The sequence below is a fragment of the Pedobacter sp. NJ-S-72 genome, from assembly GCF_053890575.1.
Genome location: NZ_CM132681.1, coordinates 5424603 through 5447334 on the forward strand (window position 1 = coordinate 5424603; position 22732 = coordinate 5447334).

Consider the following 22732-nt stretch of genomic DNA (forward strand, 5'->3'; position numbering starts at 1 on the left):
TATTAAACCTCTTTATTGCTGTTTACCTAAGTTTCCTGTTATTGATAAAATTTCAAAAGTATACGTAAGTTGTGTTTTGTTTTTTTCGTAACACTGCAATGCATCCCATAAACTTCTGAATTTTATAGGATTTAGGTTATTCTTTACGTCCCGGCAAAAAGCGACTACACCGTGATCTTTCCACTCGTTACTACTCGTAGAAAGTTCTACGAAGGGATAAGATTCTCCTTTTGATAGTAATGATATTTTAAAACTATCAAGGATATCTTTCAGCAGACGGAAACAAGACTCGCTGTCTCTGTATAAATCGGGATATAGCCCATCTTTGTGAATGCTTTCAATGTTTTGCTCGAGCGTTATCACCTGCCTTAAAAAGGCTACTCTGATCTGATCTGCTGATTCATCAGGAGTAGACAATTCATCTTGAAGTGTTTTTACTGTTTGCAGCGATTGTGCCATTGACTTCCTTGACTCCTCCGTGTTTTTTTTGAGAAAAAGCTTATGTGCAGATTGAAAGTTTTCGATTGCTTCCAGGTCTTTACCAATACTGAAGGAGCATTGTAATAATTTTTGGTAGAAGGTTTCATAAATGATCTATAGCTTACAGTTTCATTTGAATTTTCATAAAGAAAATGCACATGTTACCACTTACGTAAAAATAGTAATTTTGTTCAATGCATATCTTATTTTTTTAATTAAATTTTATCAGAACATATTGTTTTGAGTGGCATAGTAAATTGATGTGTCAATTGATTATACCGGCTGAAATTGATTCTTTAATTTGCCTATTTTCATCTTGATCCGCTTGGTCAGAAAATTATACATAATCATTTCATGCATACGCTGATTATCGTGAAAAAGCCTGTTTGTATGCATGTGAAATAAATCCGACAGCACACTGTTTTTTTCTTCCTGTTTACAGGCTTGTAAAGTATTTAAAAAAGCATGCGCTGTCTGCATTGCTTTTTTCTTCTGTAATTTATTTAATGCTATGGTAATTGCATCGAAATTGAAATCCTTATAGCTCTGATTAATCTTTTTAGTCCCTTCAGATTGTATCTCAAATTCGGCAGCAAAATTAATATGCATCCGTTCTGCATATTGTAATTGTTCTTCTAGTGTATATCCGGCATTATTTAAGACATTTTCAATCAATGTAATCGATAGGATATAGAGGTCATTAATTTCAAATGGTTTTGTAATAATGGTTAGCGTAAAATCACTGTCAATTCCGAAACAAGTCTCTACCAGGTTCATCCTTTCCAAGCCATAACGCTCTGTTTCCTGCCGGTAGATTTTAAGCTGAAGATCTGCTACTATACCAGAAGTAATATAGGGTGCAATTAAGTCTGAAAGACTGGCTGTCAATTCATGTCCATCTTTGATCTCTTTTAGCTGGAACCTCAGGCGGATATGATCGGCCGGATCATTATAACGGATAAAGAACCATTTTTTTATCTTTTTTCTGAAAGGAAAAATAAAGTGTCTGCTGATATGAAGAAGGAGTGCGTTGGATTTAGAAGAATGGCAGTAAATTTCAAAGTATAACCACTCTTCGCCGGGTAAAAACAGATTGGAAAAATACTGCTCACTGTTCCATAGGCCTCTTAACGGATAAGGTATATAAAGTAGTTCCTTATGTTCAATATTCACAATGAATTCCGGGAAATAGGGTTCGTTGTTCTCATCAATTACCTGGGGAATGACAGGAATAAAAGTTTCCTCGATATAAAGTTCTTTTTTATTCCTGCAGAAGAGCATAAAATAATGCATATCTTCTTCTATTTCTGGCTTAAAGATCAGAGTCTGATCACCATCGCCGCATTTAAAAGGGTTTTGTAAATTAATGTGTCGCAACCAATTGTATAATTCTGTTAAAGATGATGAACTTGATTCCTGGCAGACAGATTTAGGAACTAACCATTTTTCTGGAGAGAGAATTACATTTTTATATTGTACCCTGGGATAATGTAAAAGTCCTGGGAAAATGCCGGAAAGATTGATTCCTAAACTTGTGCGCAGACCCTGGTGTTGTATATCAGACAGGAACCGGTAAACAGGAAGATCTGAGCGTGCATAGTTATAGGCAGATGCTAGCTTTGGTATCATCCGTTTACCGTGTTTTACGGAATGGAGTACCAGCTCTTCACCTCTCACACTGACCATGATATCATCAAGGGCTAAAATATGTTTACTTTCTGGCCAGCTCAGTATTGGCAGTTCGTAATCGTAAATGGCTTTTCTCCTATTGATATTATCAGCATGTTTCTCAATCTGATAACCAATATCAAAAAATAGGATACCGGGATTCGCTTCCTGTTCAATTTGAACAAACCTTTGGCCAATTTTTGTGACTTCCTCACTTGCCAGGGAAAACCTTCCCAAAAGTGAGTTTGCAGTACAGCCACCAAGACTCCCTATAATCAGGTGTTCATCCGTACATTGCAGTAAAACGCTCATTGTATTTGGAAGTGGAAGTTGCGGAAATGTTCCCGAATCTTTAAAGTCATTTAACTGAACAGTTTTCTGCTGTATCATCTGGTTTAGCATGAACTGATACAAGGGAGTATAAGGGATATTGTATGTCTGTTTGTATGACCGGTTTTTTTTTTTTAGGTCATTAATCAGCTGTCCCTCATCCTGATTCACTGTCATTGACCTGTAACCAATTCCTATTTCGGGATCCATTGCAATTTGCAGGGGGACTTCTTTGTGTTCGAACTTCTTCTTGAATTTATGTCTGAAATCATCCAATGAAGAATTCGTATTAATTTCAGTATGTTTAGAAAGAAATTCGATCAGCTCAGTAAGTATCTGAAGCCTTCTCTCGGACAACTGTCCTTTTATTCTTTTTCTTTCAGCAATGATATAATCATTTTTCTTTTCGGTTTGTGTATAGCCAATACGTCCATAATAATCGGGGCCAATAATATTGGGCTGGAAATTCGTGATCAAAAGCTGAAAGGAAACCAGTTGTTCGAGGAAATAGTTAGTCATTGCCGGGCTTAGGCTATATTCACTGCGCAAAAAAAACTGTATTTCTTTAACAGTTCGTTTAGTACGGCAATAGTCTAAGGTCGATTGTGTTGTTTCTTCGGTCCCAATGGCTGAGAGCTCAAATGAGCCATTTTCGGTATTGATATAGCGCAGTTCATCACCTCCGGTATAAGCGGTGGTGTTGGTGGTTAAAAAGCCTGCATGGCGGATGAGCCACTTGGAATCAAAATTTAAATTTTCCTTCTCCTGCCAATTGATAAATCGATGAACGATGTGTTGTTTTGATAGAGTGACAGGGGCTGTGCTGTTTTCATAGCTGACCGGAATAACCGAAAACGCCGCGAAATTTCCGTAAGGCGTAGCTCTGAACTTTGCCCGGTTGAAATATTTCCAGATGGTAAATCTGATTTTCGGTTCCAAAGACTGTAGATCTGAATAGTCATAGTCTTTGATCATTTCAAAGAATGAAGGAGAAGACTCATGGATATAGTCTTTAAGTTCATTCCACACCATACATAGATCCTTTTGACAGGGAAATACGGCGTACGGGTGATACTCATGGGGGAGATCGTTAATTTCATAAAATAATGTCTAGATATTTATGTAAATAATTAAACAATAAGATACTTGTTTACCCCTGAATTTTAATTAACGCCTGAGCGTTATTTCGAGTTCTGTTTTAAATAGGTTGTCTGTTATAGTGTGGCTGAATTTGTAATCATTTTTGTAGAACTGATCCAGACGGGAGGTGATATTGGCTAGTCCTGTTTTACTGCTTTCTAGTGTGGTATCATAGTTAGGCAGGTTACTGGTTTGTATAATTAAATGTTCGTCTGTTGATTCAACCCGGATTTCTGCCGGATAGTCTTTTTCCAGCAGGTTACCGTGTTTAAAGATGTTTTCTACGAGTGTGAGTATAATTATAGGAATAATAGTGACCTGAGTATTAGCTAAGTTGATTACATAGTTAATTTTTAAAGTATGATTGAATCGCAACTGGTTTAAATTGATGATATTTTCTACCTGTTCCAGCTCTTTTGATACGAGGATGGTTTGACTATTGTTTTCTAATGCAAAACCCATGATGCCAGATAATCTCATAATGGCTTCATTAGCTTCCTCTGGATTTTTCTTAGCCGCATATTTAATAAAACTAAGAGTGTTGAATAGTAGATGAGGATTGATTTGTGCACGCAGGAAATCTTGTTCTGCACGGAGAAGGTCATTTTTTAGCTGTTCATTTTCTATGGTTTTAGTTAGTGCAGTTTGTCTTTTTCTGTGGTAGCTAAGAAAAATGTAATACGCTGAGGCATAAAGTATAAAATAGATTCCGCGCCAAAGCGTAATTCCGAAAAATTTACTGTTAAAGTATTCAATCTTTACCGGTTCACCTGCTAATACCATCGTTAGACTGCTTATAGCTACGGCAATTGTACAGTAAACGACAAGTTCCAGCGATGTAAATAAAGGAATGAACCATAAATAAGATATTGACTTTGTAGATATACGTGGCAGCACTAGCTGAGAATGGATGTAAAACAGGATAATAATATTCAGCAGATAGTACAATACGGTATGAAGTAAAGGACGTGGATTTCCGTATATAATTTCTAAAAGACTTATCTCATAAGAAATGAATATAAACCAGCACAACACGTGTATACGGATCGTTTTTGTTGGCTTTAGAAGGTCTTTATATAATAATTTTAGCATGTAATATAATAAAGGTGTGTAGTTTTTTTTGAAGGGATAACATTGGTTATAAACTAAAAAAAAATATAGCCATGAGTTTGACCAAAAAGAAACTAACACTAACAAAAAAAACTTTGTTTTTATATCAAAAACAATCAGGTGGTCGTCCTACAGTTGCACCACCTGATCCATCCGGAACATTTGCAGGAACTAGTATGTCAGGACTTTTAAAAGTATAAATCACCTGAAAAATGAATCTATCTAAGTATGAAAGTGTGTTTCTGAACTTGGTGATGAAGCACACTTTATATATTGTAACTTTTATGATTTCAAAGTGTGTTTCTTTAAGAAATCAAGGAACACACTTTTGTATTTATCTCCAATCTGATAACTTTCTCCATTAGATAGTCTTGCAATATTTCCGTCTACGCGATCAAGATGGTTCAGGGAAATAATAATGGACTTGTTTATTCTAAAAAAGATATCCATTGCACTTAATTTATCTTCCATAGCCTTCAGCCCAATGTAAGTTATTTCATTACCACTTGTAGTGTGAATCATGATATAATTCAGCATCGCCTCGATAAAAACAATGTCACTATATTTTATCTTAATATAACTGCTTTTCTGTCCGCCTTTAATAAATAAAAATTGTTGTTCATCTCTTTGCAGTTTGATGATATCCTGATATTTTAGTGACAGATCTTCTACTTTTTGCGTGAATGACATATAGCTAACGGGTTTGAGCAAATAACCATCTGCTTTAGCCTGAAATGCTTCAGGAGCAAAATTTCTGTGTGCAGTCACATAAACTAAGAAGTGACAATAGTTGTTTAATATTTCAGCAGCTTCTATTCATTCAGAACCGCCATACTGATATCTGAAAAGATAATATCTATATGTTCAGCTTCCTGCAAATAGGCAATAGCCTGTCTTGCATCCGAGAAACTCTCTACGAGATTCAGATGAGGTACCAGAGCAATCAGCTCACATAATTCATCAATAGCGTGGGGTTCATCGTCAATAACAATACAGCTCATAATCATATGCTATCCTTTTTTTAGTTTGAGAGATATTTAAGCAGTATAAATATACAAGCATTAATACAATGATTGCTTTTTTTGGTGAAATTATACCCTTTTATATAAAAAACGATCGGGTTAATATAAAATTTTCTTATTCCGTACCTCTGAATTATATCTTGTACGTAAACTGGCAGATCAGCTGCGGGGTACAATTATAGCAGAGTTTTGTGATCCCAGAATGAATGATAACCTACCTGTCTATTAGATAAACACTGGTGAAAAACAGTATATGAACCTGCATGAGTTTGCTAATAGCAACGCTCATATGCTTCATTGCTAATAAAACCACGTTTGCTCTTGAGAACTATTAAAAAATAAACACCACGAAAAAAATAATACCTGGCAATGAAAAATAAGGAAAATACAAAAAGGAAATTATTAGATGCAGTAGGAGTGATTCTTAAAAAAGATGGCTTTAGTGGATTAGGTGTTAATAAAGTTGCTAAACTATCAGGAGTATCAAAAATTTTGATCTATCGCTATTTTGGTGATTTTAATCAAATGGTCAGAGCGTATGTTGTAGAAAATAATTTTTGGACAAATAACCTGGCTGAGCCTTCAGTATCTGAAGGTAGTACGCCTTCGATTCAGGAATTGATTAAGACACTTTTAAAAGAGAGATTTAATTCTTTTTATGATCATTGTGAAATGGAGGCCATGGTACTGAACGGTACTTCTGGTTATAATATCGTTATTAAAAAAAAGTCTAATACAAGCCGTTTGCATAACCGAAAAAAACGCAGCCGATAAAAGAATCAGGTTTTAATAATTGTATCACTTATTTTAATATCGTTTCCACTTTACTTGTTGCTGGCACTAACCATCTTATTTTGGGAGGCTATACTGAAAAGAGGAATGAATTATTAAATTCTATAGAAAAAATCATAGAATGGACTTTCGGAGATAATCTAAAGGATAAGGATTACAATTAATTGTTTTTGCGTAATGCGTTTTTAAAAATAAAACATCACTTTTGCAATCTTGGTAAAGCAAAAGAAACATGTAAATAATAAAAGCGCTATTTATGGAAGAAAAAGTTGTTGAAGAAGTAGTTGAACTAATTGAGCGTGATGGTGATGGACAATTAAGGGAATATTTAGATGCGCTTAATATCTCGGACGTCGAACATCTTATAGACGAACTTCCTCAATATGCGGTTAAATTCATAGATACACTGTCAATTAAAAGGGCAGTTAACGTTTTTAGAATCCTGGATTTTCCTACTCAGGAGAAAATTATAAAGAAACTTCCCGGCGAAAAGCTTGCACAGCTGATCAATTTACTGCCTCCTGATGACAGGACTTCCTTGTTTTCTGAGCTGAAAGGGGATGCTGTAAAGAAACTGATTATCTTATTACCTGCCAAAGACAGGGTCGAGGCTTTGTCGCTGTTAGGTTATAAAGAAGATAGTGTCGGACGTTTAATGACGCCAGACTATATTGCTGTTAAGACAGACTGGACGGTTAAAAGGGTATTAGAGCACATCCGGAAATACGGAAAAGATTCAGAAACTATTGATGTTATTTATGTCATAGATGAGAGTGGGATTTTATTGGATGATATAAGAATCAGGGAAATTCTGCTTGCTAATCCTGATGTTCCTGTTGGTGAACTTACTGATAACAGATCTATTGCATTGAATGCAAATGATCCGCAAGAAGAGGCAATTAATGTCTTTAGGATGAATAACAGGGTGGCTTTACCAGTAACAGACGATAATCATGTATTACTTGGTATTGTAACTGTTGATGATATTTTGTGGATTGCGAATGAAGAATACACAGAGGATATGCATAAAATAGGGGGCACCCAGGCGCTGGATGAACCTTATTTGGATATGCCTATTTTTGGTCTGTTTAAAAGAAGGATCGGCTGGCTGGTTGTACTTTTCCTTGGGGAAATGCTAACGGCAACAGCGATGGCGCATTTTGAAGCAGATATTGCTAAAGCGGTTGTGCTTGCTATGTTTGTTCCACTGATTATCTCTAGTGGGGGTAACAGCGGATCTCAGGCATCAACACTGATTATTCAGGCAATGGCGTTAGGAGAGATTACAATTGGTGACTGGTGGCGTGTAATGCGCAGAGAGATCATCTCTGGATTGATGCTTGGTCTTGTTTTAGGTTCGATTGGTTTCCTGAGGATTTTTATATGGACTTTATTCTCTAATTTATATGGGCCGCACTGGGCATTGATAGGTGTTACCGTAGGTGTAGCACTGGTTGGAGTGGTATTGTGGGGTTCTCTTGCAGGTTCTATGCTGCCATTGTTACTGAAAAAACTTGGGGCTGACCCCGCAACTTCGTCTGCTCCTTTTGTAGCAACATTGGTTGACGTTACAGGATTGATTATTTATTTCTCGGTAGCGGTGATGTTCCTGACAGGGGTGTTGTTGTAAAAGACCTGATGAGAAATTTAAGGGATTTCTCCTAAAATAACAAAGGGCAAATAACTATCAGTTATTTGCCCTTTGTTATTTTTAATATTAACGGCTGCTTCTTTTATAACCTGGGTGGTTACAGGTTATAATTCTTCTACTTCATTTAATTGTAAATCCATAATTTCAGCTATCTGCTGAACTGATAATCCATTCTCTTTCATTTTGAGAACAGCTACACGGATTCCTTGTCTAACGCCTTGTTCGATGCCTTGTTCAATGCCTTGTTCACGACCTTCCTCAAGTCCCAGTTCAAGACCTTTCTCCTTTCCTAATTTTATCCCCTTCTCTGTGGCCTCCTCAATAGCCTTCCGAGTCTCCTCAATAGTCTGCTCAATAACCTTCCGAGTCTCCTCAGCAGCTTTCTCAGCAGCCCTCTCAGCCTCCTCAATAGCATAATCACTTGCATTCTTATTGTCCCATCTGCGTTTTGCATCGATATCCCACATCGTTTTTTCCTCCTTTGTTAGATTAGTAAATTGAGCAATATTAAATAATTTTTCAAATATTGGCTTACGAAGATAGACTGGTATTTTGTCCATACTACTCATGTTTTTGAGTACAAACAGCCATTTATCCAAACCCGTTTCCAATTGATCTGGTGTCTTTACAAACTTATGTAATTCAATGTAAATATAGCCCAGTCTGTCGTAAAATATTTCCCCGGTGTCCCTGTCACAGAGACAAATATCATGGAGAAACTGATCTTTGGGGAAATCATTAACTACTGAATCTTCCATTAAGGCAATCAGAAAAACTTCAGTCAAATCATATCTCCACTCACTCCTTTTACCTTTTGGTGCCTGATCGCTAATCAAACGGCTGGTGTAAATAACGAACGCTGCTTAAAATTTGGCTGTTTGCTACGCTGTATCTCAATAATAAAATGGTCATTATTATCCCCTGTGCAAAGTAAATCAAATATGACACCGCCTTCGTTCTTCAAATCGCCCGGATGTTCATTTTTATTGTAAATCAAATCGACAATATGTTTTCTGCCTCTAAAAACTTCATTCAGAAAATCGATCAATAAGTCTTTGTTAGGATCAGTCCCGAAGATTTTTTTAAAAGCAAAATCTATCAGAGGATCTATATATTTTGTGGCTTGCAGCATGTAAATAGGTTTAAAAGAAATATCTATATTTCTTTGCTGCAACTTAATCCCGTTTACGATAATACTGGTAATAAATAAATATTTAGTTATTGAGCCAATTTCTAAACAAGGAGAAGGTAAATTTATTGATCGCGATGATTTTAAAGCGCTGCTGGCTTTGAAAACCAGGACAATATAGCTACGAGAACCGTAGGATATTATGTTTAAAAGCGGTCTGCCCTCAGACAAACCGCAACTTGTTATTATTTACACGTTGAAACGGAAGTGCATAATATCACCATCCTCAACTACGTAAGTTTTACCTTCAACACCAAGTTTTCCAGCATCCTTACAAGCATTTTCTGATCCTAAAGTAATGAAGTCATTATATTTAATTACCTCAGCACGGATAAATCCTTTTTCAAAATCTGTGTGGATTACACCAGCTGCCTGAGGCGCAGTAAAACCTTTAGTAATTGTCCAGGCTCTTACTTCCTGAACACCTGAAGTGAAATAAGTATATAAGTTCAGCAAACGGTAAGCTGCAACGATCAATTTATTTACACCAGATTCAGCTAGTCCTAAGTCAGATAAAAATTCCTGACGTTCTTCATAGCTTTCCAGTTCAGCAATTTCAGATTCAATTTTAGCAGAGATAATCAATACTTCCGCATTTTCACCTTTAACATTTTCCTTAACCAGGTCAACGTAAGCATTTCCTTTAATTACAGAGTTTTCATCTACATTACAAACGTACATTACTGGTTTCTGCGTTAACAAACCTAAGTCCTGAATAAAGTCAAAATCTTCCTGTGTTAATGCTGCCGAACGAACTGATTGTCCACTTTCTAAATGTGGTTTGATTATACTTAAAATTTCGAAAGTCTTTTTCGCGTCTTTATCTGATTTTGCCAGTTTCTCTACTTTCTGAATACGTTTTTCAACAGTATCCAAATCCTTAAGCTGCAATTCAGTATCGATGATTTCTTTATCACGGATCGGATCAACAGAACCATCCACATGGATTACATTTCCATCGTCAAAACAACGAAGAACATGGATGATTGCGTTAGTTGCCCGGATATTTCCTAAAAACTGGTTTCCCAATCCTTCACCTTTGGATGCACCCTTTACCAAACCAGCGATGTCCACAATTTCGATTGTATTCGGAACTACGCGATTTGGTTTTACCAGCTCAGCAAGCTTGGTTAAACGATCATCCGGAACCGTAATGATACTATATTAGGTTCGATTGTACAGAAAGGAAAATTAGCAGCCTGAGCTTTTGCGTTTGATAAACAGTTAAATAAGGTAGATTTTCCAACATTTGGTAAACCAACTATCCCACATTGTAATGCCATGAATGATTTTTTTCTTGATTTGGCGCAAAGGTATCAATTTTTTTAAATCCATCCTGCAATAAACTTGCGCCACGACCAAATATTCTTTATGTTTAAAAAATTAAAATACATTTTTTAATACATTAAAAGATCATGGACAACTTTGAAGAAATAAAACCTGAATTGCAGGAGGATGCGGAGGTAGATGCATTATGGATTACTGAAGATATACGCAGTTATATCTATGATGCGGCGAAATGGACTAGATTTCTATCAATTGTAGGGTTTGTACTTACGGCAATGTTTGTGATGTCTGCCTTTAGCGTAGATGCCATGTTATCCACTTTAAGTAAAACAATGCCGGGTAACCCAATGCTGGGTTTGGGATCTGCCTGCCGGGTTACAATAATTTATTTATTGTTTGCATTATTACAATTCTATCCGAGTTTTTTACTTTATAAATTTTCTACTTCGGCCAATAAAGCTGTTTTATTTGCTGATCAGCCGAGCTTAGGTGAAGCTATAAGCAAGTTGAAATCATTCTTTAAATTCTGGGGGATACTAACCATTGTAATCATCGCACTTTATATACTGATGATAGTTATGTTTGTTGCTTTTGCGGGACATACTGCTTAAATCATTGATGAAATTACCTGTATATATTTTATACAGGTAATTCTATCTGATGTTTGAAGGCCTTGATCTCTTTAGTCAGCAAATGCTCTAAATAAGGATTTAATAACCTTCCAATACCTATTCCTAAACCTCCTGCGGGTGGATGATAAGATATGACTATCTTAAGGATTGTACCAAGCCCATCTTGTGTTTCCTCAAACTCAACCTTTCCAACATGGCGTAGTACCGAATCAGCGGTAGATCTCCAGCCAATCAAATGTCCGGGTTCATTTTACAATTTCTGCCTTCCAGTCTACAGGGATTAAATTACCCAGTACTTTACTCTTCCAAAGGGATAAATTTTCATCGAGCATTTTAACATCCATCAGATGATTTAAACTCCCTGGCAGATTATTCAGGTTACGCCAGTGACTGTATACTTCGTGTGCAGGTCTGTCGATTACAAATTCACCGCGAACGTTTATCGCCTGTGGCTTTCTGGCATCGATACCTAATTGCTCATAAAACAGGCACTGGCCGGTGAACCCTCTGTAAGTGAGATATGCACCATATAAGAACTTGGGTTTAAAAGGGTTTCTTAGCCCTTTACTTAATAATATCGCTCCGGCAAATACAGATACAAAACGTTCTGTCAAACCTACATTTGAATACTGATGTTTTTCAATGGAAAATTTGCCTGAACGTAACTTTAAATGGTGTGTTTTATGCTTCTCCATAATTATGATCTATTTTCAATTGCGTGTGCAATAATGTTAATGTCATTGATTGAGTTTACCCCATAACTGCTCCCATCTGCCATTCTCCTCTTTTCGGATCTGTGTAACCTGCTCACCATTTGATTTACATATAAAATACTCCACACCATCAGTAGTTTCATCGGGTTGTACCTGAATCGTTTTATTTGTGCCACTCAGTTCAATTGTAATTTCAAATTCCGGATTGTGTAATTCTAAGTCTGCCATAGCCCTGGGGTTTTATTCTTATTAGTTAACAGTTCAAAAGCTGGACTGTTTCACAAAACATATATAAATTTAAAAAGGGGTATCCGCTTTCGCGGCACCCCTTTAAAGTGTTTGCACAGATCAAGCTTTAAAAATCTGCCAATTCTTTTGCTTAATGCAAACACAACCCTAACCAACTGAAAAAAATCTTTTTATATGCTATTCAAAATATGTTCTTAATGATGTGCAACCCCAGCAGTATCCCTGGTTTCTGTCAGGTGTCTTGCTTTTTTATGATATGCCCAGTAAAACACTATCGGGTACACAAACAAACTAAATAATGTATTCGTAATTAAACCACCAATAACTACAATAGCCAAAGGTTTTGATGCCTCAGAACCAATACCGGTTGAAAGGGCTGCTGGCATCAGGCCGATAGCGGCCATCATTGCAGTCATAATTACCGGACGCAGTCTGGTGGCAATACCATCTTTCAAAGCATCAGGAAATGTCCAGGTAGGATGGTACTTCAGCTCTGCGATATTCGATTTAAACTTAGTCAGTAAAATCACTCCGTTCTGTACGCATATTCCAAACAGGGCTATAAAACCAATACCCGCAGAGATATTAAAGTTGACACCAGAAGCCAATAAGGCTAAAACACCACCAACCATGGCAAAAGGAACATTGTTTAATACCAGGAGCGAATCTTTGATATTTCCAAACAAGATAAACAGGATAAAGAAAATCAGTAATAAACTGATCGGCACTGCCTGAGATAATCTTGCCGTTGCACGCTGTTGATTTTCAAAATCTCCTGCCCATTGCAGTTTATACGCTTTAGGTAATTTGATTGCTGCATTTACTTTGGCCTGTGCCTCTGCAATAGTACTTCCCATGTCTCTGCCACGAATAGAGAACTTGATTGCACCATATCTTTGATGTTTATCACGATAGATAATACTTGGGCCTGTTACTTTTTTAATTGTAGAAATTTCACTCAAAGGCACTTTTGCACCAGAAAGACTTTGGATTCTCAGGTTACCAATAGATTCCTCATTCTGTCTGAATGAATCCGGATATCTGATTCTGAGATCAAACTTACGCTCACCTTCATAAATCTGGGTAGCTGCTTTTCCGCCAATTGCCATCTCGATAACTGCGTTTGCATCTTCAGTTCTGACTCCGTATAAAGCCATTTTAGTCTGATCAAGATTGATTTGTAATTCGGGCTGACCAAGATTTCTTAAGATCCCTAAATCTTCTATTCCTTTTACTGATTTCAGGATACTTTCAATCTTTTCTTCCTGTTTCTCAATGAAAACAAAAGTCGTTTCCAAACATCTTCACTACAATCGATCCTTTTACACCAGAGACCGCTTCTTCTACGTTATCTGAGATCGGCTGAGAAAAGTTAAGACTGATCCCCGGATAGCCTTTTAATCTGTCCTGCATGCGCTCGATCAGTTGTTCTTTAGTCTCATGGCGTTTCCATTCATCCTTTGGATAGATGTCTACCAGGAATTCCATATTGTAAAATCCTGTAGCATCTGTTCCATCATTAGGTCTTCCTGTTTGAGATACTACTTGTTTGACCTCATCAAAATGGAGGAAGATCTTACGGATCTCGTTAGAAAGTTTTTTAGTTTCATCTAATGAGATACTTAATGGGGCACTTGCTCTTACATAAATAGATCCCTCATCAAGCGAAGGTAAAAACTCTGTTCCCAGGAATTTGAAACTGAATAAGCCCAGAACAAGAATCACCAGTGATATACCGAATACCATTTTCCTCGCTTTGAAACAGGCATTGTAGAATCTGATTGTTCCGTTTGTAATTGCTCTGAGGAAGAAGTTGTGTTTCTCTTTTACATTTTTATTTAGCAGAACACTTGCCAGTGCAGGTACCAGCGTAAAAGTGAGGATCAACGCTCCCAATAAGGCAAAACTTAACGTCCATGCCAATGGTGAGAACATTTTTCCCTCTACTTTTTCAAAGGTAAAAATAGGTAGTAACCCTGTAATGATGATTAATTTGGCAAAGAATATACCTTTACCATTTTCTAAACAAGCTCTTTTAATAATCCCTAATTTACTCAGACCATTAAATTTCTGCATTCCGGTAGCCTGTGCACGATGGTCTAAAGCGACAAAGATCCCTTCGACCATGACCACGGCCCCGTCTATGATAATACCAAAGTCAATCGCCCCCATCGATAGTAAGTTGGCTGACATTCCCTTTAATTTTAAACAGATGAAAGCGAATAATAAAGCCAGAGGAATGATAATAGAGACGATCAGCGTTGTCCGCCAGTCTGCCATAAAAATAAGAACACAATAACGGTAACGAAGATGATTCCCTCCATCATATTGTGCATTACGGTATGGATAGCGAAATCGACCAGGTTCTCTCTGTCATAGAAAGTATTGATCTTCACATCTCCGGGCAGGATGTTATCATTAATATCTTTAATCTTCTCTTTTAACCGGGTTAGTACTTCGCTTGGGTTTTCCCCTTTACGCATGACTACAATACCCTCTACGACATCAGGATCATTATCCCTTCCTACTTGCCCTAGTCTTGGCAAAGCACTCTCAGTAACGTCCGCAATAGTTTTAACATATACGGGTGTACCGTTTACATTGTCAACAATAACATTATTGATTTCATCAATATTATTCAGTACGCCAATTCCACGAACCACATAGGCCTGCCCACCCTGGTTAATCACATCACCACCAACGTTAATATTACTTTTAGAGACAGCTTCAAAAAGTTCTGATGCTGTTACTCCATATTGGATGGATTTCTGCGGATCGACAGTGATCTGGTAAGTTTTAACCTCACCACCAAAACTTACTACATCGGCAATGCCGGGTACAGAAAGTAATTCTCTTTGAACTACCCAATCCTGCAATGTTTTGAGTTCTCTGACAGATTTTTTATTACTTTTTAAAGTGTAGCGGAAAATTTCACCTGTAGGTCCGTATGGAGGTTCAACTTCTGGATTTACGCCAGCAGGAATATCTGCTTCTGCAATGTGATTGTTAACCTGTACTCTGGCAAAGGCATAATCTACATCATCTTCAAAAGTTATTTTTACAATGGATAAACCGAACAGGGAAGAAGAACGGATACTTGTTCTTTTCTCAGTCGGGTTCATGGCAATTTCCAGTGGTCTGGTCACAAACTTTTCTACCTCTTCGGCACTGCGCCCAGGCCATTGGGTAATAATTGTAACGTTAGTATTGGTCACATCAGGAAATGCCTCAATGGTCGTGTGCTTAAAGCTCAGGTAACCAGCCAGGATCATCACCAGGGTAGCAAAGAAAATGAAGATCTTATTTTTTAGGGAAAAACCTATGATCGTCTTAATGAATTTATTCATTATAGTGGATTTTTATCTGGTGTAAGAAAATTAGTCTTTAAGGCTTTCGTAAAGGAATACCTGTTTTGAAGCAACGATACGGTCGCCAGGTTGCAGTCCTTTGCTGATATAGGCCTTATCTCCCGATTTTCTCCCTATTTCTACTTCTTGTATACGTACTTTTTTTACTTTATCCAGCACCAGTACATAATTCTTATTTTCATCAAAAATGATGTTATTGGTATTGATGGATGGCAGGCTGATATCTGACTTTGAAACAAGCTGAACGGTGGCCATCATACCTGGTTTTAATAAATAACCAGGGTTAGGAATACTTACTCTGGCATGCATTACTTTACTATCGGCATCCAGTATATTATATATCTTATCCACCTTACCTGTGAAAACTTTATCCGGGTAAGAAAGGATTGATATTTTAACAGGGTCACCCTGTTTCACGCTTGCGATATCGGATTCATAAATATTAATCATAGCCCATACGGTTGATAAATCAGCTACCGTAAATAAACTCTGACTATTGTCGGGTCTGAGCTGCATATTGCTGTTTACATTTTTCTCAATTATATAACCTGAGATTGGTGATTTTAAGGTATAAGTACCATTGGTACTTCCACCATTTAAGTTCAGCACTGCTTTACTGCGTTTTGCTTCGGCTTGTTTAACGAGGTAATTATTTTTAGCTTCTTCTACATCTCTGGCAGATGATAAGCCGCTTTTATATAGATCTTCGGCAAGTTTCATGCTTCTTGATGCGTTTCTGAGTTCAGCAGAAGAACTAATCGCTTCTTTATCAAATCCTGCCATCTCTGCACTTCCCATCGTTGCTAATACTTGCCCTTTAGAAACCTGATCACCTAGCTTTACAGGTACTGAACGTACATTTCCGCTCACCATCGGGAATATTTTGGCTGTAGTTTCATCATTCGGAGCTATCTTGGCAGAGAAGCTTAAATCCGTTTCGCTATTTGGGTTTCTGACAGTATCGATCAGCAATTTGCTGATCAGAGAGTCAGTAACGGTGAATTTATCATCTTTAGGCGGTTCTTTAACGTGTTCTGTACAGCTTTGTAATAATACGAAAGCCGCTATTACGCCAATGGTAAGCCTGCTGAATTGTTTGATTTGGGTTTGCATGTGTGTATTATTTGAAAATTGTAGTACCAGTTACATAATTGATTTCTTCCTTAGCATTCATTCGCTGATATTTCAGATCATTCATTTGCAGGGTGCTTTCTTTATAAGAATCGTAGAAATCCATAAATTCCAATAGGCTCAGGTTTCTGCTCTTGAAGTTTTTAATGACTTCGCCGATCAGTTTATCAAAGTCACTACTGAAATTCTTATCGAAGCCTTTATATAAACTTTCTGTTCTTAATGCTGATTTATAGCTGTTGAAGACCTCATTTTGTAAGGCAGATTCTTGCTGGTTTAATGGTTTTTTTGCCAGCATCAATAGCAATTTTCGCTTTTTTGATCTCTCCCTGGTTTCTGTTGAATAAAGGCAAAGGAATATGCATCCCTATACCGGTATAATTATTAGGATAACTGCCCTGTAAATCATAGGTTAAATTAAATTGTACGTCCGGTACTGCATTGGCTTTTTGTACACTCAAAGCTTTCTCTGCGTAAGTGATTCCTACTTGGGTAAGTTTTAAATCTGCCCGGTTAGCACGTGCTGAATCCAGCAGATTGGTGTAAACTGCTTTATCTAATTGATAAGTCTGTTCTTCTGAAGGATCCATAACCAATGCAAGATTAGCATCTGGTTTAATATTGGTCATCAGTTTAAGATCAGTTTCCATATCTTCAATGCTGTTTTCCAGGTTATTGTATTCTGTTTGCAGGCTATATACGAGTGATTTAATCCGGATAATATCTTTCATAGCGATATTACCCATTTTTAATTGTTGTTCTGAGGCCGAAAGTAGTTTCTGCAGTGAGAGATTTTTGCTGTTATATATTTAATTTGGCAGACTGCTGTGCGTAATAGGTTTTATAGAAATTCGAACGCAGATTGAATCTCAAGGTGCGCATCAGGTCAAAATATTGGTATTCTGCTAATTTTACTCCTGTTTTAGCCAGTTGAATATTTTTATTCCTTTTTCCGGCAAGCTTAATCAGTTGAGAAATAGAAGCCTGATATTCTCCATTGGTGTTTGAAGTTTCAAAGAATCGCTTGGTTTTAGAATTATATAACTGAGTTTCTACATTCAGTTCTGGGTTATCAAATAATTTAGCTGTTATAATTTCTGCTCTTGCCTGATCGGTCTGGTAGTTTTGAGCGATTAACTGGTAGTTATTCTGGATAAATAATTTTTCTGCCTGGGGAAGGCTGAGTGTGAGTGTGTCAGTAGCCTGAGCTGCTGCATTTCCGGAGATGCCTAGCAGAGCGAAGCCGAAGATTAACAGGTGATATTTCAGGAAGTTAGATGTCATTTGCTTAATATTTTAAACAAATCTAATTTTGAGAAATTAAAGGTGAATTAAAGGGGTATTAAAAACTGATTAAAATGAATAAAACTCGATGCGGAAAGTAGTGCCATTGCCATTTGATGACGTTACTGTGATTTTTCCGTTGAACAGGGTGATGATTTTATGGGCCATATATAAACCCATGCCATTGCCTGCATGTTCTACTTTATGAGAGGAGCTGTAAAAAGGCTTGAAGATCTCTTTTAATTTGTCCTCTGCTATCCCGACGCCTTTATCATTGATGGTAAGAACCATTCCCGCTGGGATAATCTCCAGGGTGCAGCTCACCGGTTGATTATCTGAGAACTTAAAGGCATTACTGATGATGTTGTCAAGTGCAATTTGTAATAGGGTGGGATTTGCATTAATGATTAATGGAGTATCATCTGTCATTGGCAGATTCTTCATTTCCACGATCAATTGATTAGGGCCTTTCCGCTGATTCCATTCAGACTGTAACTGCCAGATCAGTTCATCAACACGGATGTGCTCTGCCAGTGAGGAGCTATATTCTAAATCTGCCTGTGCGAGGTTAAGCAGGGCAGTAATGATGTTTTCTAGTTTTTCGGCATCTTCTAATACGGAGTGAAGTGCTTTTTCGTAATCTTCTTTCTGGCGTTCTTTAGAAAGGGCGATCTCCGCTCCGATAATCATCCTTGTTACAGGAGTTCTTAATTCGTGCGAAGCATTTGCGACAAATGTTTTTTGCAGGATAAAAGAATGCTCCAGATGTTCCATCAGGTTATTAAAGTTCTGTGCAAGTAAAGTGATTTCGTCTTTATTTGTACCTTCTTCAACTCTGAAATGCAGGTTGTTTGACTTGATAAGTTTTACCTGGTCAATAAACACATTCAACGGTGATAATATTCTTTTAGCGATCCACCTGCCGGAGAGCAGCAGGCCAAGAAAGATGATGATGAACACACCGATCATCACTTTTAATAATTTTTGAACTCTGACTGCTGACTCTGATCTATTGCAGAGGCGAGGATGACAAAGTCGCCCTGATTGTCTTTATAAAAGATCCCGACTACTTGTCTTTCTCCTTCTTTGAAACGGATTTTACCCATTTCTCTAACTTTATCTATAGTTTGACTGCTCCAGAATTGCTGATCATCACCTATAAAAGCAGCACTATTGCGGTTATTGTAAATGCGGATTACTTCACCGTTCAGTCTTTCCAGATATTCCGTTCTTACTTTATTTAAGGCTTCGTCCGAGATTTCATCCGCTTCGAGGTATAACTTGGCCGTCACCATGGTACGGTCAGTCAGGCGGTCAAAGAACTCGGATTCCATTACTTTTTTGAAAGTAAAGTAAGTAACAGACAGTACGCATAACAGCGTAATAGTGCTGATCAGAGTGAAATATAAGGCAAGGCGGTCTTTGATCTTCATCGACTTGTTTATTTCATGATATAGCCCATACCTATTTTTGTATGGATTATTTTTTTGTCAAACCCTTTTTCGATCTTGTTTCTCAGGAAGTTTACATAGACGTCAATTACATTGGTTCCGGTATCAAAACTGATATCCCAGGCATTTTCTGCAATGTATTGTCTGGATAAAAGACGGTTTGGGTTTTTTTTTTAGGAATAATTCTAATAGTGTGAATTCTTTCGCGGTTAGTGTGATATCCTTACCTGCCCGATGAACAGTTTTGGAATAGGTATCCATCAGGATATCTTCAAAGCTAAGGGTGTGTTTTAACTGGCTTTGAACAGTTTGCTGTCTCCTTAACATAGCCTCAATACGGGCTAGTAATTCTTTGAAGTGGAAAGGTTTAACAAGGTAGTCATCAGCACCGGAGTTTAAACCCAGTACTTTATCATCAATAGAACCTAATGCGGTTAACATTAGAATTGGAACGTCTTTATTGGTCTGTCTGATTTGACGGCAGACTTCAATACCATTCATCCCGGGCATCATCACATCGAGAATCAGCAGATCAAATTTTTCCTCCTGGAAGGTGTAAAGTGCCATTATTCCATCAGGAATGGTAGTGACGTTATAATTATGTTCTTCCAGTCCGGTTTTGACCAGGCTGGCTATTTTTACGTCATCTTCTGCTAATCCGATATTAAACATTGGTTGCTCGGGGTTGGTTGAGCTACAAAGGTAACTATCTAAACCCAAACTCATTCATTCCCTTTTTGTCCGTCTTTGAACTCTTTTACGCCCTGGCCCAGGCCTTTCATGAGTTCAGGAATTTTTTTACCTCCAAAAAGAAGGAGTACAACAACCAGGATGACAAGGATTTCTGGTGTGCCCAATGCGGCTAAAATAGGGTGTTGAAGCATGATTTTGTTAATTTTGGTGTGTAATTTAAGCCTGATTAGGTTTTATTGGTAAGACCTAAAAGACTAGGGTGTTTTTGTTGGATGGTAAAAGTAAAATGGGTTAATTAAAGTCTGATTAAAATGAGATTAAAACGGAGTTAAAATATTGGAGATTAGTGATTTTGAGTTATTCTACACACTGTGTAGAATATTGACCTTATTAATGAATTGAATTATTAGGAGGGATAGTGAGAATTGCTGCACTTGTGTAGCTCTTTGATCCAGAGGGATAGCAAGTTGATTTTAACTCTGAAAATGAGCAGTTTTAATATTTAATTTAATGATAATCAAAGCTTAATCTTTCTTTTGCATATTAAATTGTACCTTTGCAAAATTGTTTACCATTATTATAGGTTGATCCTGAATTTCAGCTTGTTAAATGAAGACAATAATTGCATTAAATATATTTATGAAGAAGATTGTCGATTACAGAAAATTGTTAGGTGTTCAGAAAGATGCCGAGCTGAAAGAGCTTAAAACCATTTACAGAAATTTAATGAAGGAATATCATCCAGATAAATTTCAGGAAAGTGATGAAGCTAAATTAGCTGCTGAAACAAAAAGTAAAGAAATTATTGAAGCTTATCATTTCTTGGTTAGTATTGCTCCTGAAACACTTGCTGTTTCAATTGAGGAGTATACAAGTACAATCACTTCATGTGGTATTGCTGATTATAACTGGGCTGGCCTGGTACTTACAGTTCATTTCCTTGATGGAAGCGGATATGAGTATTTTGAAGTTCCAAAAGCTGTTTACGTGAAATTGGTAAATGCAGATTCTCCAGGAAGATTTGCACGTCGCCATATCTTCAACTCTTTTCCTTACAGAAACATTGTAAAATTAGAAACTGCTTAATTCAGTTCTTCTGATTTAACGAATAGATTACCTTTTCCTGTTTTTGCAGGATAAGTTATATACCATCGGTCAGCGTGTTTTTTATAGCCTCCTATAAAAGACATACTGACCGATTATTTTTTTAAGCTTTTCCTGCAACAATATATTTGCATGATTGTTCAGCATAAAAGACGTTATTTGATTTTGTAAAGACTCTCAATTCGTACATTATGCAACATCTGATTAATGCCGATCATCAAAATATCCTTCCATCGCATGGTGAGGCAGTACTATTCCTGATTTCTTTACCACTGCGGAGAGCGATACCTACTTTGAATATTTCAAGAACGATGTTTCCTGGATGCAGGAACCTGTTATTCTATTCGGCAAAAAAAGAATGCAGCCTCGTTTAACTGCTTTTTTTGGTGAGGAAGATATGGAATATAGTTATTCAGGCTTAACCATGAAAGCTAAAAACTGGACTTTGCCCTTAGCAAAGATTAAAGAAAAACTGGAGACCAAATTTGAGGCTTCGTTTAATGTGTGTTTGCTGAACTATTACCGCGATGGGAAAGATTATATGGGCTGGTGCAGAGATAATGAACATACATTAGGAGAATATCCTGTTATTGTTTCGGTGAGTTTTGGTTCAACAAGGATATTTCAGTTCAGAGATTATAAAGAAAAAATGCCGGTTGTTTCTTTGGAGCTTGATCATGGCAGTGTATTGCTGATGAAAAGACAGACACAAGAGTATTGGGAGCACCGGGTTCCAAAAACGACACTCCCTGTTGGGCCAAGGATCAATTTAACTTTCAGACTGATTCTTAAAAAAGGGTAATTATTTTATGTTCCTACGCAAAACTTCTTCTTTACTGGCATCCCAGTAAGCACAATCTAACTGCATAAATACAGAAGTATATGGAATTGTTTCGTTGGTTTTGATGACCAGTACTTTAAATAACTTAGATTCTGAATCCAGGTTTTTAAATACTTCGTTATGCAGCAGACTCTGGACATGCTGATTGCCAAAAATCAACTTTGATTACTGTAGGAATTGTTTTACGCCTTTTGCCTGATATAACCTAGCTCTTTGTGCTGATAAATAATAGGTTTTACATGTGTAGAATGACTTATTTTAGCTAATACATGTTTTAAATACGGGCAGTAATTGTTCATCAGCATAGAGATAATCCATACCCAGAGCATTTTGCTCGGGAAATGCTGTGTCTACAATCCATTGTCAAAAGCCCTGCCTTTTTATGAAGTTTCTTCGATCTTTATTGTGTTCATACATAATTAATTATATTAAGTTAAAAAGTTTTTACCAGATTGCTGGCAATAGGTTAAAATCACTTAATCGTATCACAAAACAATTCCGGTTACAGGTAATTAATTGTTGCAGCTAAGTCAAAATTTTATCCGTTTTCTGAATGGTGTGATAATAGGTTTATATTTGCTAACAGTGTTAACTTAT

Annotated in this window: 24 protein-coding genes and 3 pseudogenes; 6 read left to right on the forward strand and 21 right to left on the reverse strand. The window is 37.0% G+C overall.

Translation table 11 applies throughout. The features are described from left to right. Positions 1–12 precede the first annotated feature (12 nt). The 3 genes from ACWYN3_RS35590 to ACWYN3_RS35600 all read right to left on the reverse strand — a co-directional run bounded on the left by ACWYN3_RS35590 (position 13) and on the right by ACWYN3_RS35600 (position 4710). Positions 13–459 carry a hypothetical protein gene (locus ACWYN3_RS35590; RefSeq protein WP_456218417.1) on the reverse strand — a complete coding sequence of 149 codons (447 nt, stop codon included), beginning with the start codon at positions 457–459 and terminating at the stop codon, positions 13–15. Positions 460–753: 294 nt separating this feature from the next. Beyond that, the gene (locus ACWYN3_RS35595; RefSeq protein WP_456218418.1) at positions 754–3510 is read right to left on the reverse strand and encodes a thiopeptide-type bacteriocin biosynthesis protein; all 2757 of its coding nucleotides are present in this window, start codon (positions 3508–3510) and stop codon (positions 754–756) included. A gap of 135 nt (positions 3511–3645) precedes the next feature. Beyond that, positions 3646–4710 carry a sensor histidine kinase gene (locus ACWYN3_RS35600; protein WP_456218419.1) on the reverse strand — a complete coding sequence of 355 codons (1065 nt, stop codon included), beginning with the start codon at positions 4708–4710 and terminating at the stop codon, positions 3646–3648. Positions 4711–4781: 71 nt separating this feature from the next. On the opposite strand from ACWYN3_RS35600, the gene ACWYN3_RS35605 reads away from it, so the two are divergent. Further along, positions 4782–4928: a hypothetical protein gene (locus tag ACWYN3_RS35605; protein WP_456218420.1), complete on the forward strand. Its 147-nt coding sequence runs from the start codon at positions 4782–4784 to the stop codon at positions 4926–4928. A gap of 82 nt (positions 4929–5010) precedes the next feature. Here ACWYN3_RS35605 and ACWYN3_RS35610 read toward each other — a convergent pair whose 3' ends face one another. Together ACWYN3_RS35610 and ACWYN3_RS35615 are read right to left on the reverse strand one after the other, a co-directional pair. Continuing rightward, positions 5011–5496, reverse strand: coding sequence for a LytR/AlgR family response regulator transcription factor (locus ACWYN3_RS35610; protein ID WP_456218421.1), 486 nt, complete (start codon positions 5494–5496; stop codon positions 5011–5013). 44 nt (positions 5497–5540) lie between these two features. Continuing rightward, positions 5541–5729 carry a hypothetical protein gene (locus ACWYN3_RS35615; RefSeq protein ID WP_456218422.1) on the reverse strand — a complete coding sequence of 63 codons (189 nt, stop codon included), beginning with the start codon at positions 5727–5729 and terminating at the stop codon, positions 5541–5543. A gap of 390 nt (positions 5730–6119) precedes the next feature. Between ACWYN3_RS35615 and ACWYN3_RS35620 the strand changes: the two genes are divergently transcribed. Both ACWYN3_RS35620 and mgtE read left to right on the forward strand, forming a co-directional pair. After that, positions 6120–6524 (forward strand): TetR/AcrR family transcriptional regulator, encoded by a 405-nt coding sequence (locus ACWYN3_RS35620; protein WP_456218423.1) that lies wholly within the window; start codon positions 6120–6122, stop codon positions 6522–6524. A 274-nt stretch (positions 6525–6798) separates the two neighbouring features. After that, positions 6799–8172 carry a magnesium transporter gene (gene mgtE / locus ACWYN3_RS35625; RefSeq protein WP_456218424.1) on the forward strand — a complete coding sequence of 458 codons (1374 nt, stop codon included), beginning with the start codon at positions 6799–6801 and terminating at the stop codon, positions 8170–8172. A gap of 125 nt (positions 8173–8297) precedes the next feature. Here mgtE and ACWYN3_RS35630 read toward each other — a convergent pair. Beyond that, positions 8298–9325 (reverse strand): annotated as a pseudogene (locus ACWYN3_RS35630) (Rpn family recombination-promoting nuclease/putative transposase). Positions 9326–9571: 246 nt separating this feature from the next. Next, positions 9572–10665, reverse strand: a pseudogene (gene ychF / locus ACWYN3_RS35635) (redox-regulated ATPase YchF). Positions 10666–10797: 132 nt separating this feature from the next. Between ychF and ACWYN3_RS35640 the strand changes: the two are divergent. Further along, on the forward strand, positions 10798–11280 hold the full coding sequence (locus ACWYN3_RS35640; protein WP_456218425.1) for a DUF5362 family protein: 483 nt from the start codon (positions 10798–10800) through the stop codon (positions 11278–11280). A gap of 28 nt (positions 11281–11308) precedes the next feature. Here ACWYN3_RS35640 and ACWYN3_RS35645 read toward each other — a convergent pair whose 3' ends face one another. The 13 genes and pseudogenes from ACWYN3_RS35645 to tatA form a co-directional block, all read right to left on the reverse strand. Continuing rightward, the gene (locus ACWYN3_RS35645; protein WP_456218426.1) at positions 11309–11536 is read right to left on the reverse strand and encodes a hypothetical protein; all 228 of its coding nucleotides are present in this window, start codon (positions 11534–11536) and stop codon (positions 11309–11311) included. Between the two features lie 10 nt (positions 11537–11546). Next, on the reverse strand, positions 11547–11996 hold the full coding sequence (locus tag ACWYN3_RS35650; RefSeq protein ID WP_456218427.1) for a YgaP-like transmembrane domain: 450 nt from the start codon (positions 11994–11996) through the stop codon (positions 11547–11549). 42 nt (positions 11997–12038) lie between these two features. Then, positions 12039–12242, reverse strand: coding sequence for a hypothetical protein (locus ACWYN3_RS35655; protein WP_456218428.1), 204 nt, complete (start codon positions 12240–12242; stop codon positions 12039–12041). A 215-nt stretch (positions 12243–12457) separates the two neighbouring features. Further along, a pseudogene (locus tag ACWYN3_RS35660) lies at positions 12458–15610 on the reverse strand (efflux RND transporter permease subunit). 30 nt (positions 15611–15640) lie between these two features. Next, positions 15641–16744: an efflux RND transporter periplasmic adaptor subunit gene (locus ACWYN3_RS35665; RefSeq protein WP_456218429.1), complete on the reverse strand. Its 1104-nt coding sequence runs from the start codon at positions 16742–16744 to the stop codon at positions 15641–15643. A gap of 7 nt (positions 16745–16751) precedes the next feature. Continuing rightward, positions 16752–17060, reverse strand: a complete 309-nt coding sequence (locus tag ACWYN3_RS35670; protein ID WP_456218430.1) for a hypothetical protein — start codon at positions 17058–17060, stop codon at positions 16752–16754. Then, entirely contained in the window at positions 17011–17508 is a 498-nt protein-coding gene (locus ACWYN3_RS35675; RefSeq protein WP_456218431.1) for a TolC family protein, read from the reverse strand. Before ACWYN3_RS35675 ends, ACWYN3_RS35670 begins: the two co-directional genes overlap by 50 nt. Before the next feature lie 55 nt (positions 17509–17563). Further along, the gene (locus ACWYN3_RS35680; RefSeq protein ID WP_456218432.1) at positions 17564–18046 is read right to left on the reverse strand and encodes a TolC family protein; all 483 of its coding nucleotides are present in this window, start codon (positions 18044–18046) and stop codon (positions 17564–17566) included. A gap of 69 nt (positions 18047–18115) precedes the next feature. Continuing rightward, the gene (locus ACWYN3_RS35685; protein WP_456223268.1) at positions 18116–19015 is read right to left on the reverse strand and encodes a sensor histidine kinase; all 900 of its coding nucleotides are present in this window, start codon (positions 19013–19015) and stop codon (positions 18116–18118) included. Positions 19016–19020: 5 nt separating this feature from the next. Next, entirely contained in the window at positions 19021–19479 is a 459-nt protein-coding gene (locus ACWYN3_RS35690) for a hypothetical protein (RefSeq protein WP_456218433.1), read from the reverse strand. 8 nt (positions 19480–19487) lie between these two features. Then, complete coding sequence (locus tag ACWYN3_RS35695) at positions 19488–19634, reverse strand: helix-turn-helix domain-containing protein (RefSeq protein ID WP_456223269.1); 147 nt, start codon at positions 19632–19634, stop codon at positions 19488–19490. Continuing rightward, positions 19603–20169 carry a response regulator transcription factor gene (locus ACWYN3_RS35700; protein ID WP_456218434.1) on the reverse strand — a complete coding sequence of 189 codons (567 nt, stop codon included), beginning with the start codon at positions 20167–20169 and terminating at the stop codon, positions 19603–19605. The genes ACWYN3_RS35695 and ACWYN3_RS35700 overlap by 32 nt, the downstream gene beginning before the upstream one ends. Before the next feature lie 50 nt (positions 20170–20219). Beyond that, on the reverse strand, positions 20220–20381 hold the full coding sequence (tatA, locus tag ACWYN3_RS35705) for a twin-arginine translocase TatA/TatE family subunit (RefSeq protein WP_111634333.1): 162 nt from the start codon (positions 20379–20381) through the stop codon (positions 20220–20222). Between the two features lie 448 nt (positions 20382–20829). Here tatA and ACWYN3_RS35710 point away from each other — a divergent pair, with 448 nt between their 5' ends. Then, positions 20830–21276, forward strand: coding sequence for a KTSC domain-containing protein (locus ACWYN3_RS35710; protein WP_456223270.1), 447 nt, complete (start codon positions 20830–20832; stop codon positions 21274–21276). A 271-nt stretch (positions 21277–21547) separates the two neighbouring features. Continuing rightward, positions 21548–22096 (forward strand): alpha-ketoglutarate-dependent dioxygenase AlkB family protein, encoded by a 549-nt coding sequence (locus ACWYN3_RS35715; RefSeq protein WP_456223271.1) that lies wholly within the window; start codon positions 21548–21550, stop codon positions 22094–22096. Here ACWYN3_RS35715 and ACWYN3_RS35720 read toward each other — a convergent pair whose 3' ends face one another. Then, the gene (locus ACWYN3_RS35720) at positions 22097–22294 is read right to left on the reverse strand and encodes a hypothetical protein (RefSeq protein ID WP_456218435.1); all 198 of its coding nucleotides are present in this window, start codon (positions 22292–22294) and stop codon (positions 22097–22099) included. Positions 22295–22732: the final 438 nt, after the last annotated feature.